This window comes from Cognatishimia activa (assembly GCF_017798205.1).
Classification (GTDB): Bacteria; Pseudomonadota; Alphaproteobacteria; order Rhodobacterales; family Rhodobacteraceae; genus Cognatishimia; species Cognatishimia activa_A.
This window is the reverse complement of the sequence record NZ_CP060010.1, coordinates 1,989,136-2,006,593: the sequence shown is the minus strand read 5'-3', so window position 1 is coordinate 2,006,593 and position 17,458 is coordinate 1,989,136. Positions and strand designations below refer to the sequence as shown.

22 protein-coding genes are annotated in these 17,458 nt (G+C 57.7%); 4 read left to right on the top strand and 18 right to left on the bottom strand.

Annotated features, from left to right (window positions below; all coding sequences use genetic code 11):
* Entirely contained in the window at positions 1-1,002 is a 1,002-nt protein-coding gene (locus HZ995_RS09840; RefSeq protein WP_209355493.1) for a LacI family DNA-binding transcriptional regulator, read from the bottom strand.
* A 182-nt stretch (positions 1,003-1,184) separates the two neighbouring features.
* On the opposite strand from HZ995_RS09840, the gene HZ995_RS09835 reads away from it, so the two are divergent.
* The 3 genes from HZ995_RS09835 to HZ995_RS09825 all read left to right on the top strand — a co-directional run bounded on the left by HZ995_RS09835 (position 1,185) and on the right by HZ995_RS09825 (position 4,123).
* Positions 1,185-2,135 (top strand): sugar ABC transporter substrate-binding protein, encoded by a 951-nt coding sequence (locus HZ995_RS09835; protein WP_209355492.1) that lies wholly within the window; start codon positions 1,185-1,187, stop codon positions 2,133-2,135.
* 82 nt (positions 2,136-2,217) lie between these two features.
* Entirely contained in the window at positions 2,218-3,336 is a 1,119-nt protein-coding gene (locus HZ995_RS09830) for an ABC transporter permease (RefSeq protein ID WP_209355491.1), read from the top strand.
* 1 nt (position 3,337) lies between these two features.
* Positions 3,338-4,123 (top strand): ATP-binding cassette domain-containing protein, encoded by a 786-nt coding sequence (locus HZ995_RS09825; protein ID WP_209355490.1) that lies wholly within the window; start codon positions 3,338-3,340, stop codon positions 4,121-4,123.
* A 48-nt stretch (positions 4,124-4,171) separates the two neighbouring features.
* Here the strand turns inward: HZ995_RS09825 and HZ995_RS09820 are convergent, their stop codons facing one another.
* From HZ995_RS09820 to HZ995_RS09765, 12 genes are all read right to left on the bottom strand, one after another.
* Positions 4,172-5,167, bottom strand: coding sequence for a glycosyltransferase family 2 protein (locus HZ995_RS09820; protein ID WP_209355489.1), 996 nt, complete (start codon positions 5,165-5,167; stop codon positions 4,172-4,174).
* A 149-nt stretch (positions 5,168-5,316) separates the two neighbouring features.
* A complete protein-coding gene (ccoS, locus tag HZ995_RS09815; protein WP_209355488.1) occupies positions 5,317-5,487 on the bottom strand; it encodes a cbb3-type cytochrome oxidase assembly protein CcoS in 171 nt (56 codons plus the stop codon).
* Positions 5,484-7,565, bottom strand: coding sequence for a heavy metal translocating P-type ATPase (locus tag HZ995_RS09810; RefSeq protein WP_209355487.1), 2,082 nt, complete (start codon positions 7,563-7,565; stop codon positions 5,484-5,486). Before HZ995_RS09810 ends, ccoS begins: the two co-directional genes overlap by 4 nt.
* On the bottom strand, positions 7,562-7,726 hold the full coding sequence (locus HZ995_RS09805) for a hypothetical protein (protein WP_209355486.1): 165 nt from the start codon (positions 7,724-7,726) through the stop codon (positions 7,562-7,564). The genes HZ995_RS09810 and HZ995_RS09805 overlap by 4 nt, the downstream gene beginning before the upstream one ends.
* Positions 7,713-8,585: a cytochrome-c oxidase, cbb3-type subunit III gene (ccoP, locus tag HZ995_RS09800; RefSeq protein WP_209355485.1), complete on the bottom strand. Its 873-nt coding sequence runs from the start codon at positions 8,583-8,585 to the stop codon at positions 7,713-7,715. Before ccoP ends, HZ995_RS09805 begins: the two co-directional genes overlap by 14 nt.
* Positions 8,582-8,752: a cbb3-type cytochrome oxidase subunit 3 gene (locus HZ995_RS09795; protein WP_209355484.1), complete on the bottom strand. Its 171-nt coding sequence runs from the start codon at positions 8,750-8,752 to the stop codon at positions 8,582-8,584. The genes ccoP and HZ995_RS09795 overlap by 4 nt, the downstream gene beginning before the upstream one ends.
* A complete protein-coding gene (ccoO, locus tag HZ995_RS09790) occupies positions 8,749-9,474 on the bottom strand; it encodes a cytochrome-c oxidase, cbb3-type subunit II (protein WP_209355483.1) in 726 nt (241 codons plus the stop codon). The genes HZ995_RS09795 and ccoO overlap by 4 nt, the downstream gene beginning before the upstream one ends.
* 5 nt (positions 9,475-9,479) lie before the next feature.
* The gene (gene ccoN, locus HZ995_RS09785; protein WP_209355482.1) at positions 9,480-11,096 is read right to left on the bottom strand and encodes a cytochrome-c oxidase, cbb3-type subunit I; all 1,617 of its coding nucleotides are present in this window, start codon (positions 11,094-11,096) and stop codon (positions 9,480-9,482) included.
* Complete coding sequence (locus HZ995_RS09780) at positions 11,093-11,386, bottom strand: DUF1971 domain-containing protein (RefSeq protein WP_209355481.1); 294 nt, start codon at positions 11,384-11,386, stop codon at positions 11,093-11,095. Before HZ995_RS09780 ends, ccoN begins: the two co-directional genes overlap by 4 nt.
* Before the next feature lie 4 nt (positions 11,387-11,390).
* Positions 11,391-12,143 carry a DUF2189 domain-containing protein gene (locus tag HZ995_RS09775; protein WP_209355480.1) on the bottom strand — a complete coding sequence of 251 codons (753 nt, stop codon included), beginning with the start codon at positions 12,141-12,143 and terminating at the stop codon, positions 11,391-11,393.
* Positions 12,144-12,178: 35 nt separating this feature from the next.
* Positions 12,179-12,601, bottom strand: coding sequence for a group III truncated hemoglobin (locus HZ995_RS09770; protein WP_209355479.1), 423 nt, complete (start codon positions 12,599-12,601; stop codon positions 12,179-12,181).
* Between the two features lies 1 nt (position 12,602).
* Complete coding sequence (locus HZ995_RS09765) at positions 12,603-12,965, bottom strand: c-type cytochrome (RefSeq protein WP_209355478.1); 363 nt, start codon at positions 12,963-12,965, stop codon at positions 12,603-12,605.
* 105 nt (positions 12,966-13,070) lie between these two features.
* Between HZ995_RS09765 and HZ995_RS09760 the strand changes: the two genes are divergently transcribed.
* On the top strand, positions 13,071-13,514 hold the full coding sequence (locus HZ995_RS09760; RefSeq protein ID WP_209355477.1) for a hypothetical protein: 444 nt from the start codon (positions 13,071-13,073) through the stop codon (positions 13,512-13,514).
* A gap of 1 nt (position 13,515) precedes the next feature.
* Here the strand turns inward: HZ995_RS09760 and HZ995_RS09755 are convergent, their stop codons facing one another.
* From HZ995_RS09755 to HZ995_RS09735, 5 genes are read right to left on the bottom strand one after another with little or no spacing between them, the layout of a single operon-like run.
* Complete coding sequence (locus HZ995_RS09755; RefSeq protein WP_209355476.1) at positions 13,516-14,298, bottom strand: formate/nitrite transporter family protein; 783 nt, start codon at positions 14,296-14,298, stop codon at positions 13,516-13,518.
* Positions 14,273-14,842 (bottom strand): hypothetical protein, encoded by a 570-nt coding sequence (locus tag HZ995_RS09750; protein ID WP_209355475.1) that lies wholly within the window; start codon positions 14,840-14,842, stop codon positions 14,273-14,275. Before HZ995_RS09750 ends, HZ995_RS09755 begins: the two co-directional genes overlap by 26 nt.
* The gene (locus HZ995_RS09745) at positions 14,839-15,429 is read right to left on the bottom strand and encodes an SCO family protein (RefSeq protein WP_209355474.1); all 591 of its coding nucleotides are present in this window, start codon (positions 15,427-15,429) and stop codon (positions 14,839-14,841) included. The genes HZ995_RS09750 and HZ995_RS09745 overlap by 4 nt, the downstream gene beginning before the upstream one ends.
* On the bottom strand, positions 15,429-16,874 hold the full coding sequence (locus HZ995_RS09740) for a cbb3-type cytochrome c oxidase subunit I (protein WP_245168638.1): 1,446 nt from the start codon (positions 16,872-16,874) through the stop codon (positions 15,429-15,431). The genes HZ995_RS09745 and HZ995_RS09740 overlap by 1 nt, the downstream gene beginning before the upstream one ends.
* Positions 16,871-17,377, bottom strand: coding sequence for a cytochrome C oxidase subunit I (locus HZ995_RS09735; protein WP_209355473.1), 507 nt, complete (start codon positions 17,375-17,377; stop codon positions 16,871-16,873). The genes HZ995_RS09740 and HZ995_RS09735 overlap by 4 nt, the downstream gene beginning before the upstream one ends.
* Between the last annotated feature and the right edge of the window lie 81 nt (positions 17,378-17,458).

The following is a 17,458-nucleotide window of genomic DNA, read 5'->3' as shown; positions in this document are numbered from 1 at the left end:
TTAAGCGGGGAGCTCAGGAAGGGTTCCCCGTTCCACCACCGAACACGGAAAGATCCGGGCCTCGGGATAGCGGTCCGGTTCATCCAGCATGGCGACCATCAGCTCAATCGAGGAATTCACGATCTGTTTGATCGGCTGGTGGATCGTGGTCAGATCAATGTTCTCCCAGCGCGACATTTCCATATCGTTGAGGCCAATGATGCCGATGTCGTCAGGACAGGACAGACCTTTGTCTTTAATCGCAGAAAGAACGCCAATCGACAGAACGTCATCGCCGCAAAAATACCCTTCTGCAGGCTGGTCGTCCAATAAACGCAGCATTTCTCTGCGCCCGGCCTCGTGGGAATAGGCCTTGGCGAAGCTTTCCGTCAGCCGCACATCAGGGTGCAGAGCCATTTCTTCGACAAATCCTTTGTGACGGTCTTGGGTCGAGGTCGCATCCCGTGGACCACCCAAGAAGGCAACATGTTTATACCCTCGTGCCATCAAAGCCCGCGCCGCCATGCGACCGGTTTCAACGTTATCGATGCCAACCACATGCACTTTGGGCGACGAGGATGCGCGCCCAAAGGAATGCACCACCGGCACGCCCGCATCGCGGAACGCCAGGGCAAACTCTGGTGGCAAAGTCGACGAGGCAACAACCACGCCGTCCACAGAATATTGCCGCAACATGCGCACCGAGTTCTCGGGATCGCGTTCTTCGGTCAGGTTCACAAGCAAAGGCCGTAAGCCACGGTCCTGCAAGCCGCGGGTAAAGAGATCAAAGACCTCCAGAAAGATAGGGTTGTGGAAGTTGTTGGACACAAGACCAATCAGTTTCGTCCGTCCGGTGGTCAATGAAGAGGCCAAAGCATTCGGGCTGTAGCCAAGCTCGCGCGCAGCCTTTTCGACCTTGCTCCGCATTTTTTCCGACACCGAAGCCCCATCGGTAAAGGTCCGAGACACCGCAGACCGCGACACCCCCGCGCGCTCTGCAACCTCTTTCAATGTGACGGGCATTTTCGACTTCCTTGGACTTCTTTCAGGACCTTCTAAACCTTTTTTACATTGGCTGCAGCAGTAAATACCAAAATTAGCTTTTTGCAACCGGTTGCAAAAACGAAGCGAATGTGGTTAAGTTGAGTCGGAGCAATGTGAAAATTGTTCGTAAAGTTTACGAGTGTGAAATCTGGGAGGATCACATGACATCATTCACCAAGAAACTGGTCTTGGCTGCGGCAGTTGTTGCTGCACCGCTGATGGCCGCAACTTCTGCGGCGGCAGATGGCGAGAAATATATTCTGGTCAGCCACGCCCCTGACAGCGACAGCTGGTGGAACACAATCAAGAACGGCATCGCGCTGGCAGGCGACCAAATGGGCGTCGAAGTCGAATATCGCAACCCACCTACCGGTGACCTTGCGGATATGGCGCGCATCATCGAGCAGGCAGCAGCAAGTGGCCCGAACGGCATTATCACAACTCTGTCTGACTATGACGTTCTGTCCGGCCCGATCAAAGCGGCAGTGGACAGCGGCATCGACGTGATCATCATGAACTCTGGCACACCAGAGCAGGCCCGCGAAGTTGGTGCCCTGATGTATGTCGGTCAGCCAGAATATGACGCAGGCCTCGCAGCCGGGATCCGCGCCAAAGGCGACGGTGTGGGCAGCTTCCTCTGTGTGAACCACTACATCAGCTCGCCGTCCTCGACCGAGCGTTGCCAAGGTTTTGCAGATGGTCTGGGCGTAGAACTGGGCAGCCAGATGATTGACTCCGGTCAAGACCCTGCAGAAATCAAAAACCGCGTTCTGGCCTACCTGAACGCAAACCCAGACACTGACGCTGTTCTGACCCTCGGCCCAACCTCTGCAGACCCAACTCTGCTGGCTCTGGACGAAAACGGCATGGCGGGTGACATCTATTTCGGCACCTTTGACCTTGGCGAAGAGATCGTCAAAGGCCTGAAAGCGGGCGTCATCAACTGGGGTATCGACCAACAGCCATTCCTGCAGGCGTATCTGCCGGTTGTTGTTCTGACAAACTACCACCGCTACGGCGTTCTGCCAGGCAACAACATCAACTCTGGTCCTGGCTTCGTCACAGCGGACGGCCTGACCCTGGTTGAAAAGTATGCCGGTGAATTCCGCTAAAACTTGCGACTCAAAGGGCGGCGGTTTCTGCCGCCCTTATTTTTTGTACAATCCCCTACATCAGTAACTCGTGGAGCCTTCCATGTCCGACGCAAATACCTCGGGCGTTGATGAGCGCATCAAACAGCAATCTCGCATGCGCCAGGCCCTGATCCGACCCGAATTGGGCGGCATCTGTGGCACCATCATCGTCTTTGTCCTCTTCTTTATCTTCGCCGGCGACAGCGGCATGTTCAACGCCCAAGGGGTCATGAACTGGAGCGTCGTTTCCGCTCAATTCATGATCATCGCCGTGGGCGCTTGCCTCTTGATGATCGCCGGAGAGTTCGACCTTTCGGTAGGGTCCATGATCGGTTTCTCCGGCATGATGATCGCGATCTTTGGCGTGACCCTCGCTTGGCCAATCTGGATGGCCATCATCGTGACTTTCATTATGGCGATGGCGATCGGCTGGCTGAACGGCTTTATCGTTGTGCGCACAGGTCTGCCGAGCTTTATCGTGACATTGGCCTTCCTCTTTATCCTGCGTGGCTTCACCATCTTTTTGCCGCAAGTCATCGAGCGCAAAACCATCATCGGCGGTATCAAAGACGCAGCCGAAGGCGACTGGCTGGGCGCGGTCTTTGGGGGCAAGATCCTGACGGGGCTGTTCCAGTGGTTTGGCGATATGGGCATCATTGCCACCTTTGAGCGTGGCACACGTGCGGGGCAGCCGGTTGTAGACGGCATCCCAATGTTGATCGTTTGGGCCATCGGCCTCGTCATCGTCGGCCATATCCTGCTGACCCGCACCCAATTCGGCAACTGGATCTTTGCATCTGGTGGCGACGCTGAGGCGGCACGGAACTCGGGGGTTCCTGTGAACCGTGTAAAGATCTCGATGTTCATGTTCTCTGCCTTCTGCGCGACAGTCTTTGCGACCTGCCAGGTGATGGAGTTCGGTTCGGCTGGTGCGGACCGTGGTTTGCTCAAGGAATTTGAAGCCATCATCGCCGTGGTCATCGGCGGCGCGCTTTTGACCGGCGGCTATGGCTCGGTGATCGGCGCGGCCCTTGGAGCTTTGATTTTTGGCGTCGTGCAGCAGGGTCTGTTCTTTGCAGGCGTCGAAAGCTCTCTGTTCCGAGTGTTCCTCGGCGTGATCCTTTTGGGCGCGGTGATCCTGAACACCTACATCCGCCGCATTATCACGGGGGAGCGCTGATATGTCTGACGTGAAACCTATCATCGAGATGACCAATATCGAGAAGCACTTCGGCTCGGTCATCGCGCTTGCGGGCGTCTCTGTGAATGTTTTCCCTGGCGAGTGCCACTGTCTTTTGGGCGACAACGGCGCAGGCAAATCGACCTTCATCAAGACCATGTCCGGCGTGCATCAGCCCACCAAAGGCGAGATCACCTTTGAGGGTGCGCCGATGCATTTCAACGATCCACGGGATGCGATTTCAGCAGGTATCGCGACGGTGCACCAGCATCTGGCGATGATCCCTCTGATGTCAGTCAGCCGGAACTTTTTCATGGGCAATGAGCCGATCAAAAAGGTCGGACCTATGAAGTTCTTTGATCATGAGTACGCCAACCGCGTGACCATGGAAGAGATGCGCAAGATGGGCATCAACCTGCGCGGTCCGGATCAGGCGGTCGGCACTCTGTCGGGCGGTGAACGCCAGACCGTCGCGATTGCCCGCGCGGTGCATTTCGGCGCGAAGATCCTGATCCTGGACGAGCCGACCTCGGCCCTTGGCGTGCGTCAAACGGCCAATGTTCTGGCGACCATCGACAAGGTGCGCAAGCAGGGCATCGGCGTGGTCTTTATCACCCACAACGTGCGCCACGCGCTAGCCGTTGGGGATCGCTTTACGGTGCTGAACCGCGGCAAGACGCTGGGGACTGCGAAGCGCGGAGAGGTCACGCCGGAAGAGCTGCAGGACATGATGGCCGGCGGTCAAGAAATGGTCGCGCTCGAAGGCAGCCTCGGCGGCACCGTCTAATAACTCCTTACAACACTGCAAAACCCCGCCAGTTCCGGCGGGGTTTTTCTATGCGGTCTGTTCTTGTTGCAGCTTTTCAAGCATCGCGAGGATATCCGGATCCTTGCGCGCCTGCCGCGCTCGCTTCCGATGCCAGTCAAGCGCCTCTTCGTGCCACTTGCGGAGATCCTCGATCCGTAGGAACCGCTCACGAATCTGCATGGCAGCATCAAAATTTTCGGCCAAAGAAGAGTCGTCCTCGACGCTATGGTCAAAGCGCCGCCAATAGCCGTCTTCGATGGTCTTCGTGTGATGGTTGGCCCTTCCCCGCAGCTTCTTAACCAAGAAACCATCCAATGACCGCAGCGCATAGTGATTCAGTTGCGCGCCCGTGTAGCCATAGTGCCCAACTGCAAAGAGCGCCTTTTCGATCTCTTCTTCTGTCAACGACGTGCCATCGGGCAGAATCCAATTGATCCCCTTTGGACCATCGGCCAGAAACGGGCGATGCACGCCCAAACGCGCGAATTTTGGCGAGTTACGGTGAAGGGTTTTGAAAAATCGGTTCTCAGTCGCCGCGCCTTCCCGCGCGATGGCCTTCGTGAACTGCAGCGGTACAGGGGTGTCCGAGATCTCTTTAACGCCCCCATTGCCAAAGACGCGCCAGACAAAGGAAATCGCGTCGACCTCTGGGTACATATTGATCAAGCTCGGCAGTGTTCCATCCCCGACGTTGATCTGTAGATATTCATCCACATCGATGACCATCACCCAATCGGCCTCACGCACGGCGGGTTCATACTGCGCCCACATCAGAGCACTCTTGTGCGGCCCCCGCCGCATCACGCGGTTAAAGCGATGGTGCACGCAGCCAAGCCGGTTCAAACAGCGCAGAATATGATCGGTCGGGTCAGAGCAATCATTGGTGAAGACCACAAAATCCGTGACGCCAAGACTGCGGTAACGCGCGATCCAGTCTAGAATATAAGGACCTTCGTCCTTCATCGTTGTGACAACAGTGATCTTCGGAGCCCGATCACGGGCGGTCTGCGTCTGATCAAACACGCGGTAATATTCCTTAACAAACAAATCGTTATTTAAAGGTCTTTCCTCATATCTATCCAAGGCTGGACTCGCTGTCCACAACCCAAAATAGAAAACCGCTGCTACCCCAATCGGAAAGCGGCGGCTCCATCACAAGATTACGGCGTTCCCTACCGCGGCGCGGGTTTGATGGTCAGAGGCGCGTCCTCGGCCAAGAGGATGCGGTGGCTGTCGCCCTCGGGGTCTCCGTACTGACGCGTACGGAGGGTCCAGAGAAAGGCGATCAGCGCAACACCCGCAAGCATCAGAGAGATCGGGATCAGGAAAATAATTGCATTCATTTTACACCTCGCAATCGATATCCATTCGCCATGACGACGATGGATGAGGCCGACATCAGCAGGGCTGCCAAGGCCGGGGACAAAAGACCAGCTAGAGCAAGTGGCACGGTCAAAACATTATAGACGGTCGAAAACGTCAGATTCTGGTGGATCAGACGGCGCGCGCGGCGTGACAGGGTCATCGCCTGAGAGACGCGGCGCAGGTCGGGTTGGGTTAGGACGACATCCGCAGAGGTCTGCGCGATCTGGGTCGCTTCGCCGAAGCTAACCGAGACATCGGCGGCGCTGAGCGCGACCGTGTCATTGATCCCATCGCCGATCATCATGACGCAGTTGCCCTCGGCCTGCGCCGCCTTGAGGATGTTAAGTTTGTCGGCCGGGGTTTGACGCCCGAGCCAAACTGCGATGCCCGCACTTTTGGCAAAACGTTCAACTGCCGTTGCGCTGTCACCGGATAAGAGAGTTACCGGGCGGGCAACATCGTTCTCACTGCTCAGAAACTCGGAAAGACCCAGGCGCGCATGTTCTTCGAAGGTAATTGGCGTAACCGCGCCATCGTGTGCGCGATAGAAAAGCGAAGCGCTGGTGTCATTTGGCGTCCCCACGAAAGCTGCACTCCCCAGCCGCGCACCGTCAGGCCCTTCGATGCCCTGACCTGCGACTTCCTTGGCCTCAGTCACCGCAGCCACAGAGCCATCATCAAGCGCGCGCGCCAGCGGATGGGCGCTGGCAGCAGCAAGCGCGCGGGCCGCTCCGAGCACCTCAGCGCTGAGCGAGGCCGCAGGGGCCAGTTGCGGTAAGGAAGCGGTGCCGGTCTTGTCGATAAAGACCTGATCGATGTCGCCGAGCTGCTCTAAAGCGGCCCCAGATTTCACAACGATCCCCGCCTTCAGCGCAAGGTTCATGGCGCGCGATGTGACTGCGGGCGTTGCAAGTCCTGCCGCACAGGGGCAAGTCACGATCAAGACCGCCACAGCGATCATGAGAGAATCCCCAAAGCTCGCGCCAAAGACAAAGAACCACATGAGAAAGCCCAAGGATCCGCCGCCCAAAACCAGTGGGATATAGCCGCGCGCGAATTGATCAGACATGCGTTGCGACCGGCCTTTATGGGCGGTGACCTCCTCGGCCATTTGCGCCAGTTGGCCGATCTCGGAAGCCTCGCCCACATGGGTCACGCGCACCTCAACGGGGCCGTCCAGAACAATCGCTCCGGCGGCCAGCCCCGCGCCCTTCGCGGCCGCTTTAGGCTTGGTCTCCCCAGTCAGAACGCTTTCATCCACATGCACGAGGTCCGACAAAAGCGTGCCGTCGGCGGGCAAGCGCTCTCCGGTTTTCACGAGCACGGTGTCGCCGACGATGAGCTGAGAGGCGGCCAGCGTGGTCTGTGTCCCCTCATGTTCTAACCGTGTCGCACGCACGTCCATCAAGCCACGCAGGTTCGCGGCGGCGTCGCCGGATTTTTCGTGCATCAGCCGCTCAAGAACACGGCCGATCAGCAGGAAAAAGATCAGCGCGATGACAGCGTCGAAATAGACATGTTCCGCGTCGCGGAGGGTTTCGACCAAAGAAGCCGCCAAAGTCACCAGGATCGCAAGCGAGATCGGCGTGTCCATGGTCATATGCCCATGGCGCAACGCACGCAGCGCGGGTCCGTGGAATATCGAGCCGGAATAAAGCGCCACAGGCACAGCAATCGCAGCGGAAAGCCAATGCATATATTGCATCGTGCTTGGCCCCATGTCTGTCGCGGCACCAAACCAGACGGACATAGAGAAAGCCATGATATTCATCATGCCCACCGCCGCCACGCCAAGACGCGGCAAGAGGGCTGGCCCCCTATCAACCGAGGCCTCAACTGCGATCTGTTCGGCCTGATAGCCCAGACCCAGAATGGCCGCTCGCACCGAGTCCAGCGACTGCGCTGCCTCGTCCCAAACCACCCGCATGCGTTTCTGGGTCGCGTTGCCCCGCGCCAGTTCGACACCGGGCAGATCGGCGAGACTGCGTTCGATTTTCAACACACAGCCCGCGCAGCGCACGTCGGGCAAGGCAAAGGTTTCGTTTGCGGTGCTCATTTGGCAGCCCCCGATGTGTCTTCGGTCAGGGGTTGGCCCCGATAGACCTCAATCGCCAGCGCAATATGATGGGATTTGATCGCGATGTAGCCAACAAGCAGCCCCGCGATCAGGATCCAGTAGAACCGTGAGCTTTTGCGTTCTCGCTCAGCTGTCGCCATGCTCTCGCCCTTGCCAGATAAGGTACAGCGTCAGCTGACGGATCTCGGTTTCGCTGAGGCGACCGGACCAGGCCGGCATGACGCCCGCACGGCCGTTTTCCAGTGTCTCGGCGATCTGTTCGCGGCTGCCGCCATAGATCCATTGATCATCCACAAGGCTCGGCGCGCCGGTTTCAAAGCCGCCAACCCCACCTTCGGCGTGACAGCCCGAGCAGTTGTCCAGAAACAGCTCGTCCCCACGCAGCGCAGCCTCGGCGTCATGCTCTTGGCCCGAGATGCTAAGCACATATTCGACGATGTCGCTGATCTCTTCGTCTGGCAACATCTCGTCCCGACCAAAGGCCGGCATCTCAGCGAAACGCGTGTCTTCGTGGCTCGAGTTGATACCCACCTGCAGCGTATATTCGATCTCTTCCGGCCAGCCGGACCAGAGCCAGTGGTCATCCACCAGGCTCGGGAAGTTCGCCTGACCTTCAAGGTCGCGCCCATGGCAGACCGCGCAGTTGTCGCGGTAAAGCACGGCGATATCATCCTCGAACTTGGCCTGAAGCGTCTCGTCTTCGGCCAAAGTGTCGAGATCTGTTTCGGTAAACACGGCATAGGCCTCGGCACGCTTGGCCTCGCCTTCGGCAACGGCCGCGTTAACGGCCTCGCGCGAGGAGTAGCCGATTGTGCCTTTCAGGTAGTCGCTGGTCGACGGGAACGACGGGTAGAGCACCCACAATAGGGCCGCCACCGCGATCGAGGCCCAGAGCCAGATCCGAAAGGCCCAAGGCATCGGCGTGTTCAGCTCTTTGATACCGTTCCATTCATGGCCAGTTGTTTCCTGACCGCTGACTTCATCAAATTCAGGTTTCATTGGCGGATATCCTCGTCGCCAAGGGGCCTTTGCGCCGCGTGGTCGTACATTTTGCGTCGGGACGGCCAATAGGTCCAAAGGGCCGCCAGAATGAACACAACAAAGAGGTAAACAGCGCCCCAGGTCTTGGAAAAGACAAGCACCGTGTCGTGGATTTCAGGGCTCATCGCGCGATCTCCTCTTGGTCAATGCTGTCAAAATCCACCAAGGTGCCGAGCATCTGGAGGTAGGCGACGATGGCGTCCATCTCTGTGACTTCATCAGGGTTGCCGTCAAAATCGCGGACGGCGAGGTTTTCGCCATAGAGGTCGTAAAGCTCGAACTCATATTCCGCCTCTGGATCGGCCTGACGTTCCGCATCCCGCGCGGCCCATTCGATTTGCTCGTCGGTGTAAGGCACGCCTGCTGCGGCCAAGGCGGCTAGGCTGCCAGAGAGATATTTAGTGTTAAGACGGGTCTCGGACAGGAACGGATAGCCCGGCATCACAGAGCCTTCGACCACCTCGCGCGGCGCTTCCAAATGGGCCACATGCCAGGTGTCGGAGTATTTATCCCCGACCCGCGCAAGATCCGGCCCTGTGCGTTTAGATCCCCATTGATGCGGGTGGTCATACATGGATTCCGCCGCCAGACTGAAATGCCCATAGCGGTCCACATCCGAGCGCAGGGTCCGGATCATCTGGCTGTGGCAGGCATAGCAACCCTCGCGCACATAGATGTCGCGTCCCGCCAATTCCAGCGGCGTATAGGGACGCATGCCCTCGACCTCTTCGACCGTGTTCTCGATTGTGAACAAAGGCGCGATTTCAAAGAGACCACCCAGCGAAGCCACCCCAAGAATGGCGAGGGCAAAGGCGATCCCGTTGCGTTCCAGTTTTGCGTGTTCCATCAAAGTTACTCCGCTGCAACGGCCAGTGGTTTGGCGTCCGCGCCTTCGTCAGGCAGATGGGCACCGCGCACGGTCATGTAGATATTGTAAGAGCCGATGAGCGCACCAAAGAGATAGAGGAAGCCGCCAATTGCGCGCATCCAATAGTAAGGGATCATCGCCTCGACAGTGTCGATAAAGGCATAGGTGAAGGCGCCGAATGGCTCATAGGTTTGCCACATCAGCGATTGCGTGATGCCGCTGTTCCACATCGCCGCGACGTAGATCAGCGTGCCGCCCAGAGCGAGCCAGAAGTGCCAGGCCTCTAGGCGCAGGGAGTAGACGCCGTCGCGTTTCCAGATCCAGGGCACCATCTTGTACATGGCGCCGAAGGTGATGAAAGCCACCCAGCCCAGCGCGCCCGCATGCACGTGGCCGACGGTCCAGTCTGTATAGTGGCTGAGTGTGTTCACAGGGCGGATCGCGAGGAAAGAGCCCTCAAAGGTCGCAAGCCCGTAAAACAGCATGGCCACCATCATGAAGCGGATCGCCGGGTCGGTGCGCACCTTGTCCCAGGCCCCATTCAGCGTCAGCAGACCGTTGAACACAGACCCCCAGCTTGGCACCAGAAGGATGATCGACATGGTCATGCCCAGATACTGCACCCAATCAGGCAGGGCCGTGTAATGCAGGTGGTGAGAGCCCGCCCAAAGGTAAAGGAAGGTGATCCCCCAGAAGCCCAGAATGGACATGCGATAACTATAGATCGGACGCCCCGCGGCCTTGGGCAAGAAGTAATACATCATGCCCAAGAAGCCTGCAGTCAGAAGGAAACCAACCGCGTTGTGACCATACCACCATTGGGTCATGGCGTCCTGAACGCCCGCAAAAAGCGGATAGGATTTCGGCACATCGATAGACACTGGCACGGCGAGGTTATTGACCACATGCAGCATCGCAATCACCACGATGAAGCCGAGGTAATACCAGTTCGCCACATAGATATGCGGCTCTGCACGGCGGGCCAGAGTCTTCATGTAGAGGTAGAGGTAAGCCACCCAGGCAAAGAGCAGCACGAGGTCCGCATACCATTCGGGTTCGGCGTATTCTTTGGATTGGTTGATGCCAAAGGGATAACCGGTCACCGCCAGTAGAACAAAGAGGTTATAGCCACCAAAGACCAGCCACGGCAGGGTCTCACTGGCGAGCCGCGCGCGTGAGGTACGTTGCACCACATAGAAGGACGTCGCAATCAGCGCGTTGCCGCCAAAGCCAAAGATCACCGCGGTGGTGTGGATCGGGCGGATGCGGCCAAAGTTGGACCAGGACATATCGCCATTCAGGCTTGGAATGGCCAGTTGCCAAGCAAGGATATCGCCGACCGTGAAGCCAATCACGCCCCATGCGAAACAGGCCAGAACGCCCCATTTGATGACGTCATCTTTGTATTCCAAGGGGATCTCTGGCTCGGGATCCGTGACTTTGTTCAACTGCCACATCAGCGCCCAGCCCGCGGCCAGAGCAATCAGCCAGCCGTGGAAAATATAGGCACCCTCACGGCCAAACCCCAAGATCGAGACGCCCAGCGCCAGGATGATGAAGGTTGCAGCCAGCAGGAAATATTGTTCGACGATCCGTGTCATAGCAGGCTCCCGTCCGCGTCGTCGCGATAGAATTCAACTTTGAATCGCACGTTGCCGCGTGGTGCCACGGAATGCGGCTCTGCCGGGTAAATCGTGGCAGGCTTGGTCGCGGTGACGACCAGCGCAGGCAGGTCCTCACGCATGTACAGAAGCTCTCCTTCGGCCACGACGATCTTGCCCCAAACGCCTGTTTTGGTGTTGTGATCACGGCGCAGGGCCTCGGGGATCGTGTCTTGAGTGAACTCAGGGGATTCAGAATATTTGGTCAGGGTCTGAGGGAAGTCAGTCATGAGATCAGCTTTCAAAGAGGTCTGCATAGGCGTGCCAGGTGGCATAGCCCAAGAGCGGGAAGATCGGGATCAAAGCGATGAGGCCGGTGGCGAGGCTGATGCCGATCAAGACGGTCACCGTCGCGCCCCACATCACGGAGAGGCGGAAATTTTGGGTCGAGGCGTTAAAGCTGAGCGCCATTGCCGAGAAACCGTCGATGTCGCGGTGTACCAGCATCGGAAAGGAAAAGGCGGCGACGGCGAAGCCCAGCGCTGCGAATAGGCCCCCGACGGCAGATCCGACGAGGAACAGGCCGATGCCTGCGGGCGTTGTGAACATGGTCATGAGGGTCTCAGCAAAGCCAGCAAAGGGACGCAGGCCGAAGAAGACGGCAAAGAGCAAAGTGGCTGACCGGATCCAGGCCAAGGCCAGCACCATCATCACGACGCTGACTAGAAAGATCTGACCTGGCGCCGCGATGCCTCCGCCCCCAAGCCCCGCGCGGCGGCGACTGACACGGAAAAGGCCCACGGTTGCCATCGGCCCAAGCATCATCGCCCCCGCAATCACCGGCAGGATCATCCACCCCTGCCCGATCGCACCAAGCCCCAAAGCGACGCCCCAGCCGATCGCGGCAAGCATCAACCCAGTCAGTATCGAGCGCGCAAAATGCGCTCGAAAATCGGCCCAGCCAGCCTCAAGCCAGCGCAACACGACGATGCCAGACGGCTCGTCTATGTGACGTGCCGGTTTTCTAAGATGTTCGGTCAGTTCCATGACACCACCATTGTATTTTTGAATAAGACCCTGGGTTACACCGCCGGAGTTAAAGAAGGCGGGCCGTCCTGAGGTTTTCTGAATTGCATCAGGCCGAATTGCAGGCTTGCGCCAATGCGGTTTGCAAGGGCGACAATGCTTAGAGCTGTTGACTCAGGTAAAACGTCGTGCGCGGTCTGTTCAAAGATGCCAAGCCAGATCGGAAACTGCTCTGGCAAAATATCGTTGTTGGCCAGATGCTTAAGCATGGGATTACCCGAGAAGCTGCGATCTATCCCCATTGCATTGCGCCAAAAAGACGCAATTTTCGCCTCGTGATGGCGCCAGATTTCACCGTCTGTGCCGATGGCGCGCAGGAAGACCGGCCCAATGTCCGGATCCCTGCGCACGCGCGCATAAAATTCCGCGACCAAAGTGTCGATTTGTTCTTCGGTGATGGGGAATTTTTGAATGCCCAATTTAGAGCCCCTTCAGATAGGCGACGATGTTGTCCAAGTCCTCATCTTTCTTCAGACCCGGGAAGGACATTTTGGTGCGTTTGACCACGCCCTTTGGGTTTGCAAGAAACGCGCGAAGCGTCTCGTCGTCCCAAACGAGACCCGAGTCGGCCATGGCTGACGAATAGCGGAATCCTTCAACCACCCCCGCCGCACGACCAGAGATCGCTTGCAAATGCGGACCGGGCTTGCGCTTTTCTGGATCAGCGCTGTGGCAGGCCGCGCATTTCTTAAACACCTTCTCACCAAGGGCCGCGTCGCCCTCTGCCTGCGCCATGGTTCCAACCGCCAGAGCAGCGGCGGCGATAAGTGGAAAACGAAGCATGAATCACTCCTTTGCTGTTACCCTTCCGCTTTACGCTTCATAATTAGTATTTACAATACTTATTTTATCGCATAGGAGGATTTCACACAAAAGAAAGGCTTTAGAATGCTCCGTTCCTCGACCCTCGCACCCACCCTGACGCTTTTGTGGGCTGGGGTTTCTCTGGGTGGCAATATCATCGCGGCCCCTGCCAAGTTTCAGGTGCAAAGCCTCACAACTGTCGAGCTGTTGCAGGTCGGACGCGCGCAGTTCGCCTGGTTGGGGATTGCCGAGATCGCAATTGCAGCGGGCTTGGTTTTGACCCTTATTTTTGCGCGACAGCGGCCGTGCTGGACCCTGTTCGTGGCGCTTGTGCTTTTGGCGGTTCAGCAAGGGATCTGGCAGCCTGCCCTGCAGGCGAGGTCAGATCTGATGGTTTCCGGCGGCACCCCAGATGAAAGCCACCTGCACCTGATCTTTGTTGTCGCAGAGATTGCGAAGTTCTTCCTGCTTCTCGCGGCAGGGTCTCGGTTGCTTGCGCCTCGCGATGAACGGGCGCAAGCAATTTGACTTAAGCGGCTTCGCCTTTGGGTCGTCCTGCGGCGACCCAATAGCCTAGCCCCATGATCCCAGCACCTGCCACGGCATTGCCTGCCGACACATAGGCCAGATTGCGCAAAGCCCCCATGAGCGAGATTTTGTCGGAATGCTCTGACAAGAGCGAGACAGAAAAGACGGTCATATTCGCCACCGAATGCTCAAAGCCCGCCGCGATGAAGGCATAGAGGCAGAACCAGATGATCGCGATCCGCGCCATCTCGTTTTGCACGCGAGATCCCGTCCAGATGGCAAGGCACACCAGCCAGTTGCAGAGGATGCCGTTCAGGAACAGATGCATCCCGTCGCCATTCATCTTTTTGGCCGCCACCTTGTGCAACAGGCTGTCTTCAGCGCCCAGCACGATGCCTCCGCCGCCATAAACAAAGAGGATCGCAAGGAACGCAGCCCCAACGAGGTTACCGCCCCAAGATGTCAGCCAGCAGCGCAAGAGGTCAGACACGCCGGTGCGGCCCGTCATCAGCCCCATCGTCATATACATCGTGTGGCCGGTATAAAGCTCGGATCCTGCAAAGATCACGAGGATCAGCGCGATGCCAAAACTTGCGCCCATGACGACAGGCCGGATTCCAGGATCAACGCCCTGCCCGACTGAAAAGATCAACAGGATGCCCAGGCCCACATAGGCTCCGGCCATCATGGCGAGGACAAAAAAGCCCAAGGGGTCGCTCGCCAGATGGTCTCGCTTTGCGACGGCCGTATTGGCGAAATTAGTGACGGATGTGAGAAAACTCATGAAACTTACCTTTCGTTTCGCGGTGTGACGGGCTTGCGAAGACTGGGATGAGCCAAAGGATCACAAGGGCGAGCGCAGCAAGCGCGAAGCCATGTCCGAGGCGAACCTGATCGTCGACAAGATAGGAATTACAGAGGCGCACCGGCGCGTGGGTATAGAGGAACCCCAAAAACAGAAGCATCGACACCGATTGGCACTTTAGGAAGCCCTTAAGGATCGGCCCAAGATGCCGCCAGACCAGTGCGAGGGGCAGCCCAAACAAAAGCGGGATGGTCGCGAATTTCGCGATGTGGCCTTGCCATGTGATCAGGGCTGCATCGAGCGAGCGGGGCAACATCCAAATCGCGCCAACAACCAACGCAAGGATCAGCACGGCTCCGACGGTCTCTTTTGGCAGCTCCCATCGTGCCAGTGGCAAGAGCCAGCCGCAGATTGCAAGCAAAGGGATTTGTACCAGCATGTGAATGACTGGATCCGCCGCGACCCAAAGCTGCGCGCCGCAGGCTAAGGCAAAGGCGGCCCCAGATAGCCCCCAGCGCATCATGACGCGCCGCTTTCGACTGCGGCTTGGATTTGGTCAAAGGCGCGGGTGTCAAAGGCGCCCGCAAACTTGCCGTCGGCGTTGATATAAAGAACCGCAACATTGTGCTCATAGCCACCCCAATTGTCAGGGATAACGGTGACATCAAAGGTCCGCAGCAACCCCTTCAGGTCCTCTTCGCGCGGACGCGCTGCGGTCCAGGGGTCTCCGGTCGCGGAATGCAGATCTGCGTAGTTTAACAGAGCCTCAAGATCGTCATTTTCAGGATCGAAGCTCAGGGAATACATCGGGATATCCAAACCCGCGCCGACCAGTTGGTCGCGCAGTTCGGCAAAGTCTCCGCCCGAGATCTGACAGAGTGTCGGACAGGTGGTGTAGATAAATTCGACAAGGGCCGGACTGTTTTCAGCGATGGTGACCCAGTCGCCTTGCATGGTTTGCACGGGCACCGCAGGCACAGGGCGAGGGTCTCGCGCAACAGACACACGCCGCGCGCCTTCGGCCGTGAAAGCGCGCAACCCATCGGTCGCTTGCCAGAGCGAGGCGCAGCCCAGAAGGGCTGCACCGAGAATATATAGGACGCTCCGCATCAGTTGCGCCGCAACAGGCCGCGGGCATAGCTGATCACCAGCCCGAGGGTTGCCAGAACCACGACCAGCGCAAAGAGGCTCGCGAGCTGGCTTTGCAACTGCCAGTCCTCATAGTGGACGGCCCAGCGACGTGGGATCGAGGCGGCACCAGACCACAGGAACATCAGCACAAAGCCCGCGCCGCCGCCGATGTAGGCGCGCAGCAACAGCTTATCGAGACCAGACATCGCCTCTTTGGTCTTGTCTTTGACCAGCCAAGCGGCAAAGCCAAAAGCCATCGCGACCTCACCCAGCAACAGATAGGTGTGGAAGTGGCCCGGCACCCACATGGTGTTGTGGAGGATCTTATTGACCGCCACCATGCCGTCGATGATCGCTGGAATAACACCGATGCCCCAGCCCACGGTGCCCAGCACCAAGAGCGCGATCGGCAGGTCCCATTTCAGGCCGGATCCTTTGATATAGACCGCCAGCGAGAAGACCGTGACGCCCATCAATGGCACACCGGAGGAATAAGAGATGATCTGACCCACAGCCATCGTCCAGGCCGGCATATTCACGTCTTGCAGCGTGTGGTGGAAATAAACCGCCTGCACAAAGACAACGACCGCGAACCATGCGCCAACGAACAGGCGTGTGGTCTTCCATTTGCGGCCTGTGTAGTCGGGCAGCAGCTCGTAAACCGCTGTGACAGCCATATAGATGGTGGCGTTAATAAAGACGTGACCAAAGAAATAGATTGCGTTCTTTGCAATCAGCGGATCGACCTCAAAGCCCGGGAACAAGAGGTTGATGATGCTCGCCGCAATCACCGCCGCGCCAAAGACGATCCCGATAGTGTTGAACACCAGAACAGACGATGCCGCGATGACGGTCGGAGGAGGCACGTCCTCATCCGAGCCGCCAAAGAGGTAGGTCCAGCCAAGGCCGCGCAAAAGGCCGCCGTAGCGGGTGATGATCTGGATGCCGAGCTCAAGGTAGTAAAGCAGGAATCCCACGCCGATAAAGAGATAGCCTAGGATAAAGGCCACGGCCGCACCTGCTTCCCATGCGCCGCCAGATAGGGCGGGCAGCGGGTAAAGGAAGGTCCAGGCGCCGCCATATCCGCCGATAAAGATCGACCCGAGGATCAGTACAACGCCCAAAAGGAACAGGCCCAGAAAGGCGATATAGATGCCAGTGCGCAGGGGCACGTGGCGGGATGTGAAATACCACAGGATCGCAGCGCCCGAGAGGGCCGCCGATCCGACCATACCAGCCCCATGGGCCGTCAGGAGTTGGTAAAAGATCGTCGGATCCAGATAGATCAGATCGCCCTGCGCCGCGCGCATGATCAGGCCAAAAATCATCATCAAAAGGAACACAACACCGCCCAAAAGCATGGTCAGCTTGATGATCCCTTCGCTTTCCGGATGTGCTACAGATTCCATCACTGCATCGCTCATGAGCTGGCCTCCAGTACTTCGAATTCATAGGTCATGTCGTGGTGCGCGATACCGCAGAACTCCATGCAAAGGATCTGATAGGTGCCCGGCTCATCGAACGTATAGACAATCGAGTTGGTGTAGTTCGGCATCGCTTGAACCTGCACCAATAGGCGCATTTCGTCGTTGTAGATGCCAAGGCCGTGGTTCACGTCCTCGGATGTGACGCGGAACTCGACCTGTTGGCCCAGTGGGATTTCAGTGGTGTCGGTGTCCCACCACCATTGGCCCGAAGTGATATTGACGACCATCGCGTCTGTGCCCGGCGCAGTATGTGGCCATTCACGTAAGGAAGAGATGGAAATAACCACCCCCACAATGACCATACCCCAAAGGAATTTGACGCGAGTTGAGTTAACATTTGGCGATGGCGCTGGCCCATCGACGGCGAGAACAGCACGCAAAATAATGGCTAAAGTCCCCATCATCACCAGCAGCGTGATTAGTAAAATAGTGGCTTGCATGGCCCCCTCTTTCATAAGTGTGAGCAGGACTACTTCATATAATTGGTATTTTTAATGTCAATTTAAATTTGCACTTGGAAT

Coding starts and splice junctions, on each gene's coding strand:
- HZ995_RS09805 (WP_209355486.1), bottom strand. CDS start 7,726: ATGGCGACAGCTGAGCGAGAACGCAAAAGCTCACGGTTCTACTGGATC.
- ccoS (WP_209355488.1), bottom strand. CDS start 5,487: ATGAATGCAATTATTTTCCTGATCCCGATCTCTCTGATGCTTGCGGGT.
- HZ995_RS09810 (WP_209355487.1), bottom strand. CDS start 7,565: ATGAGCACCGCAAACGAAACCTTTGCCTTGCCCGACGTGCGCTGCGCG.
- HZ995_RS09775 (WP_209355480.1), bottom strand. CDS start 12,143: ATGGAACTGACCGAACATCTTAGAAAACCGGCACGTCACATAGACGAG.
- ccoO (WP_209355483.1), bottom strand. CDS start 9,474: ATGGAACACGCAAAACTGGAACGCAACGGGATCGCCTTTGCCCTCGCC.
- HZ995_RS09840 (WP_209355493.1), bottom strand. CDS start 1,002: ATGCCCGTCACATTGAAAGAGGTTGCAGAGCGCGCGGGGGTGTCGCGG.
- HZ995_RS09745 (WP_209355474.1), bottom strand. CDS start 15,429: ATGCGGAGCGTCCTATATATTCTCGGTGCAGCCCTTCTGGGCTGCGCC.
- HZ995_RS09735 (WP_209355473.1), bottom strand. CDS start 17,377: ATGCAAGCCACTATTTTACTAATCACGCTGCTGGTGATGATGGGGACT.
- HZ995_RS09765 (WP_209355478.1), bottom strand. CDS start 12,965: ATGCTTCGTTTTCCACTTATCGCCGCCGCTGCTCTGGCGGTTGGAACC.
- HZ995_RS09750 (WP_209355475.1), bottom strand. CDS start 14,842: ATGATGCGCTGGGGGCTATCTGGGGCCGCCTTTGCCTTAGCCTGCGGC.
- HZ995_RS09825 (WP_209355490.1), top strand. CDS start 3,338: ATGTCTGACGTGAAACCTATCATCGAGATGACCAATATCGAGAAGCAC.
- HZ995_RS09755 (WP_209355476.1), bottom strand. CDS start 14,298: ATGAGTTTTCTCACATCCGTCACTAATTTCGCCAATACGGCCGTCGCA.
- ccoN (WP_209355482.1), bottom strand. CDS start 11,096: ATGACACGGATCGTCGAACAATATTTCCTGCTGGCTGCAACCTTCATC.
- HZ995_RS09780 (WP_209355481.1), bottom strand. CDS start 11,386: ATGACTGACTTCCCTCAGACCCTGACCAAATATTCTGAATCCCCTGAG.
- HZ995_RS09835 (WP_209355492.1), top strand. CDS start 1,185: ATGACATCATTCACCAAGAAACTGGTCTTGGCTGCGGCAGTTGTTGCT.
- HZ995_RS09740 (WP_245168638.1), bottom strand. CDS start 16,874: ATGAGCGATGCAGTGATGGAATCTGTAGCACATCCGGAAAGCGAAGGG.
- HZ995_RS09760 (WP_209355477.1), top strand. CDS start 13,071: ATGCTCCGTTCCTCGACCCTCGCACCCACCCTGACGCTTTTGTGGGCT.
- HZ995_RS09795 (WP_209355484.1), bottom strand. CDS start 8,752: ATGAGCCCTGAAATCCACGACACGGTGCTTGTCTTTTCCAAGACCTGG.
- ccoP (WP_209355485.1), bottom strand. CDS start 8,585: ATGAAACCTGAATTTGATGAAGTCAGCGGTCAGGAAACAACTGGCCAT.
- HZ995_RS09830 (WP_209355491.1), top strand. CDS start 2,218: ATGTCCGACGCAAATACCTCGGGCGTTGATGAGCGCATCAAACAGCAA.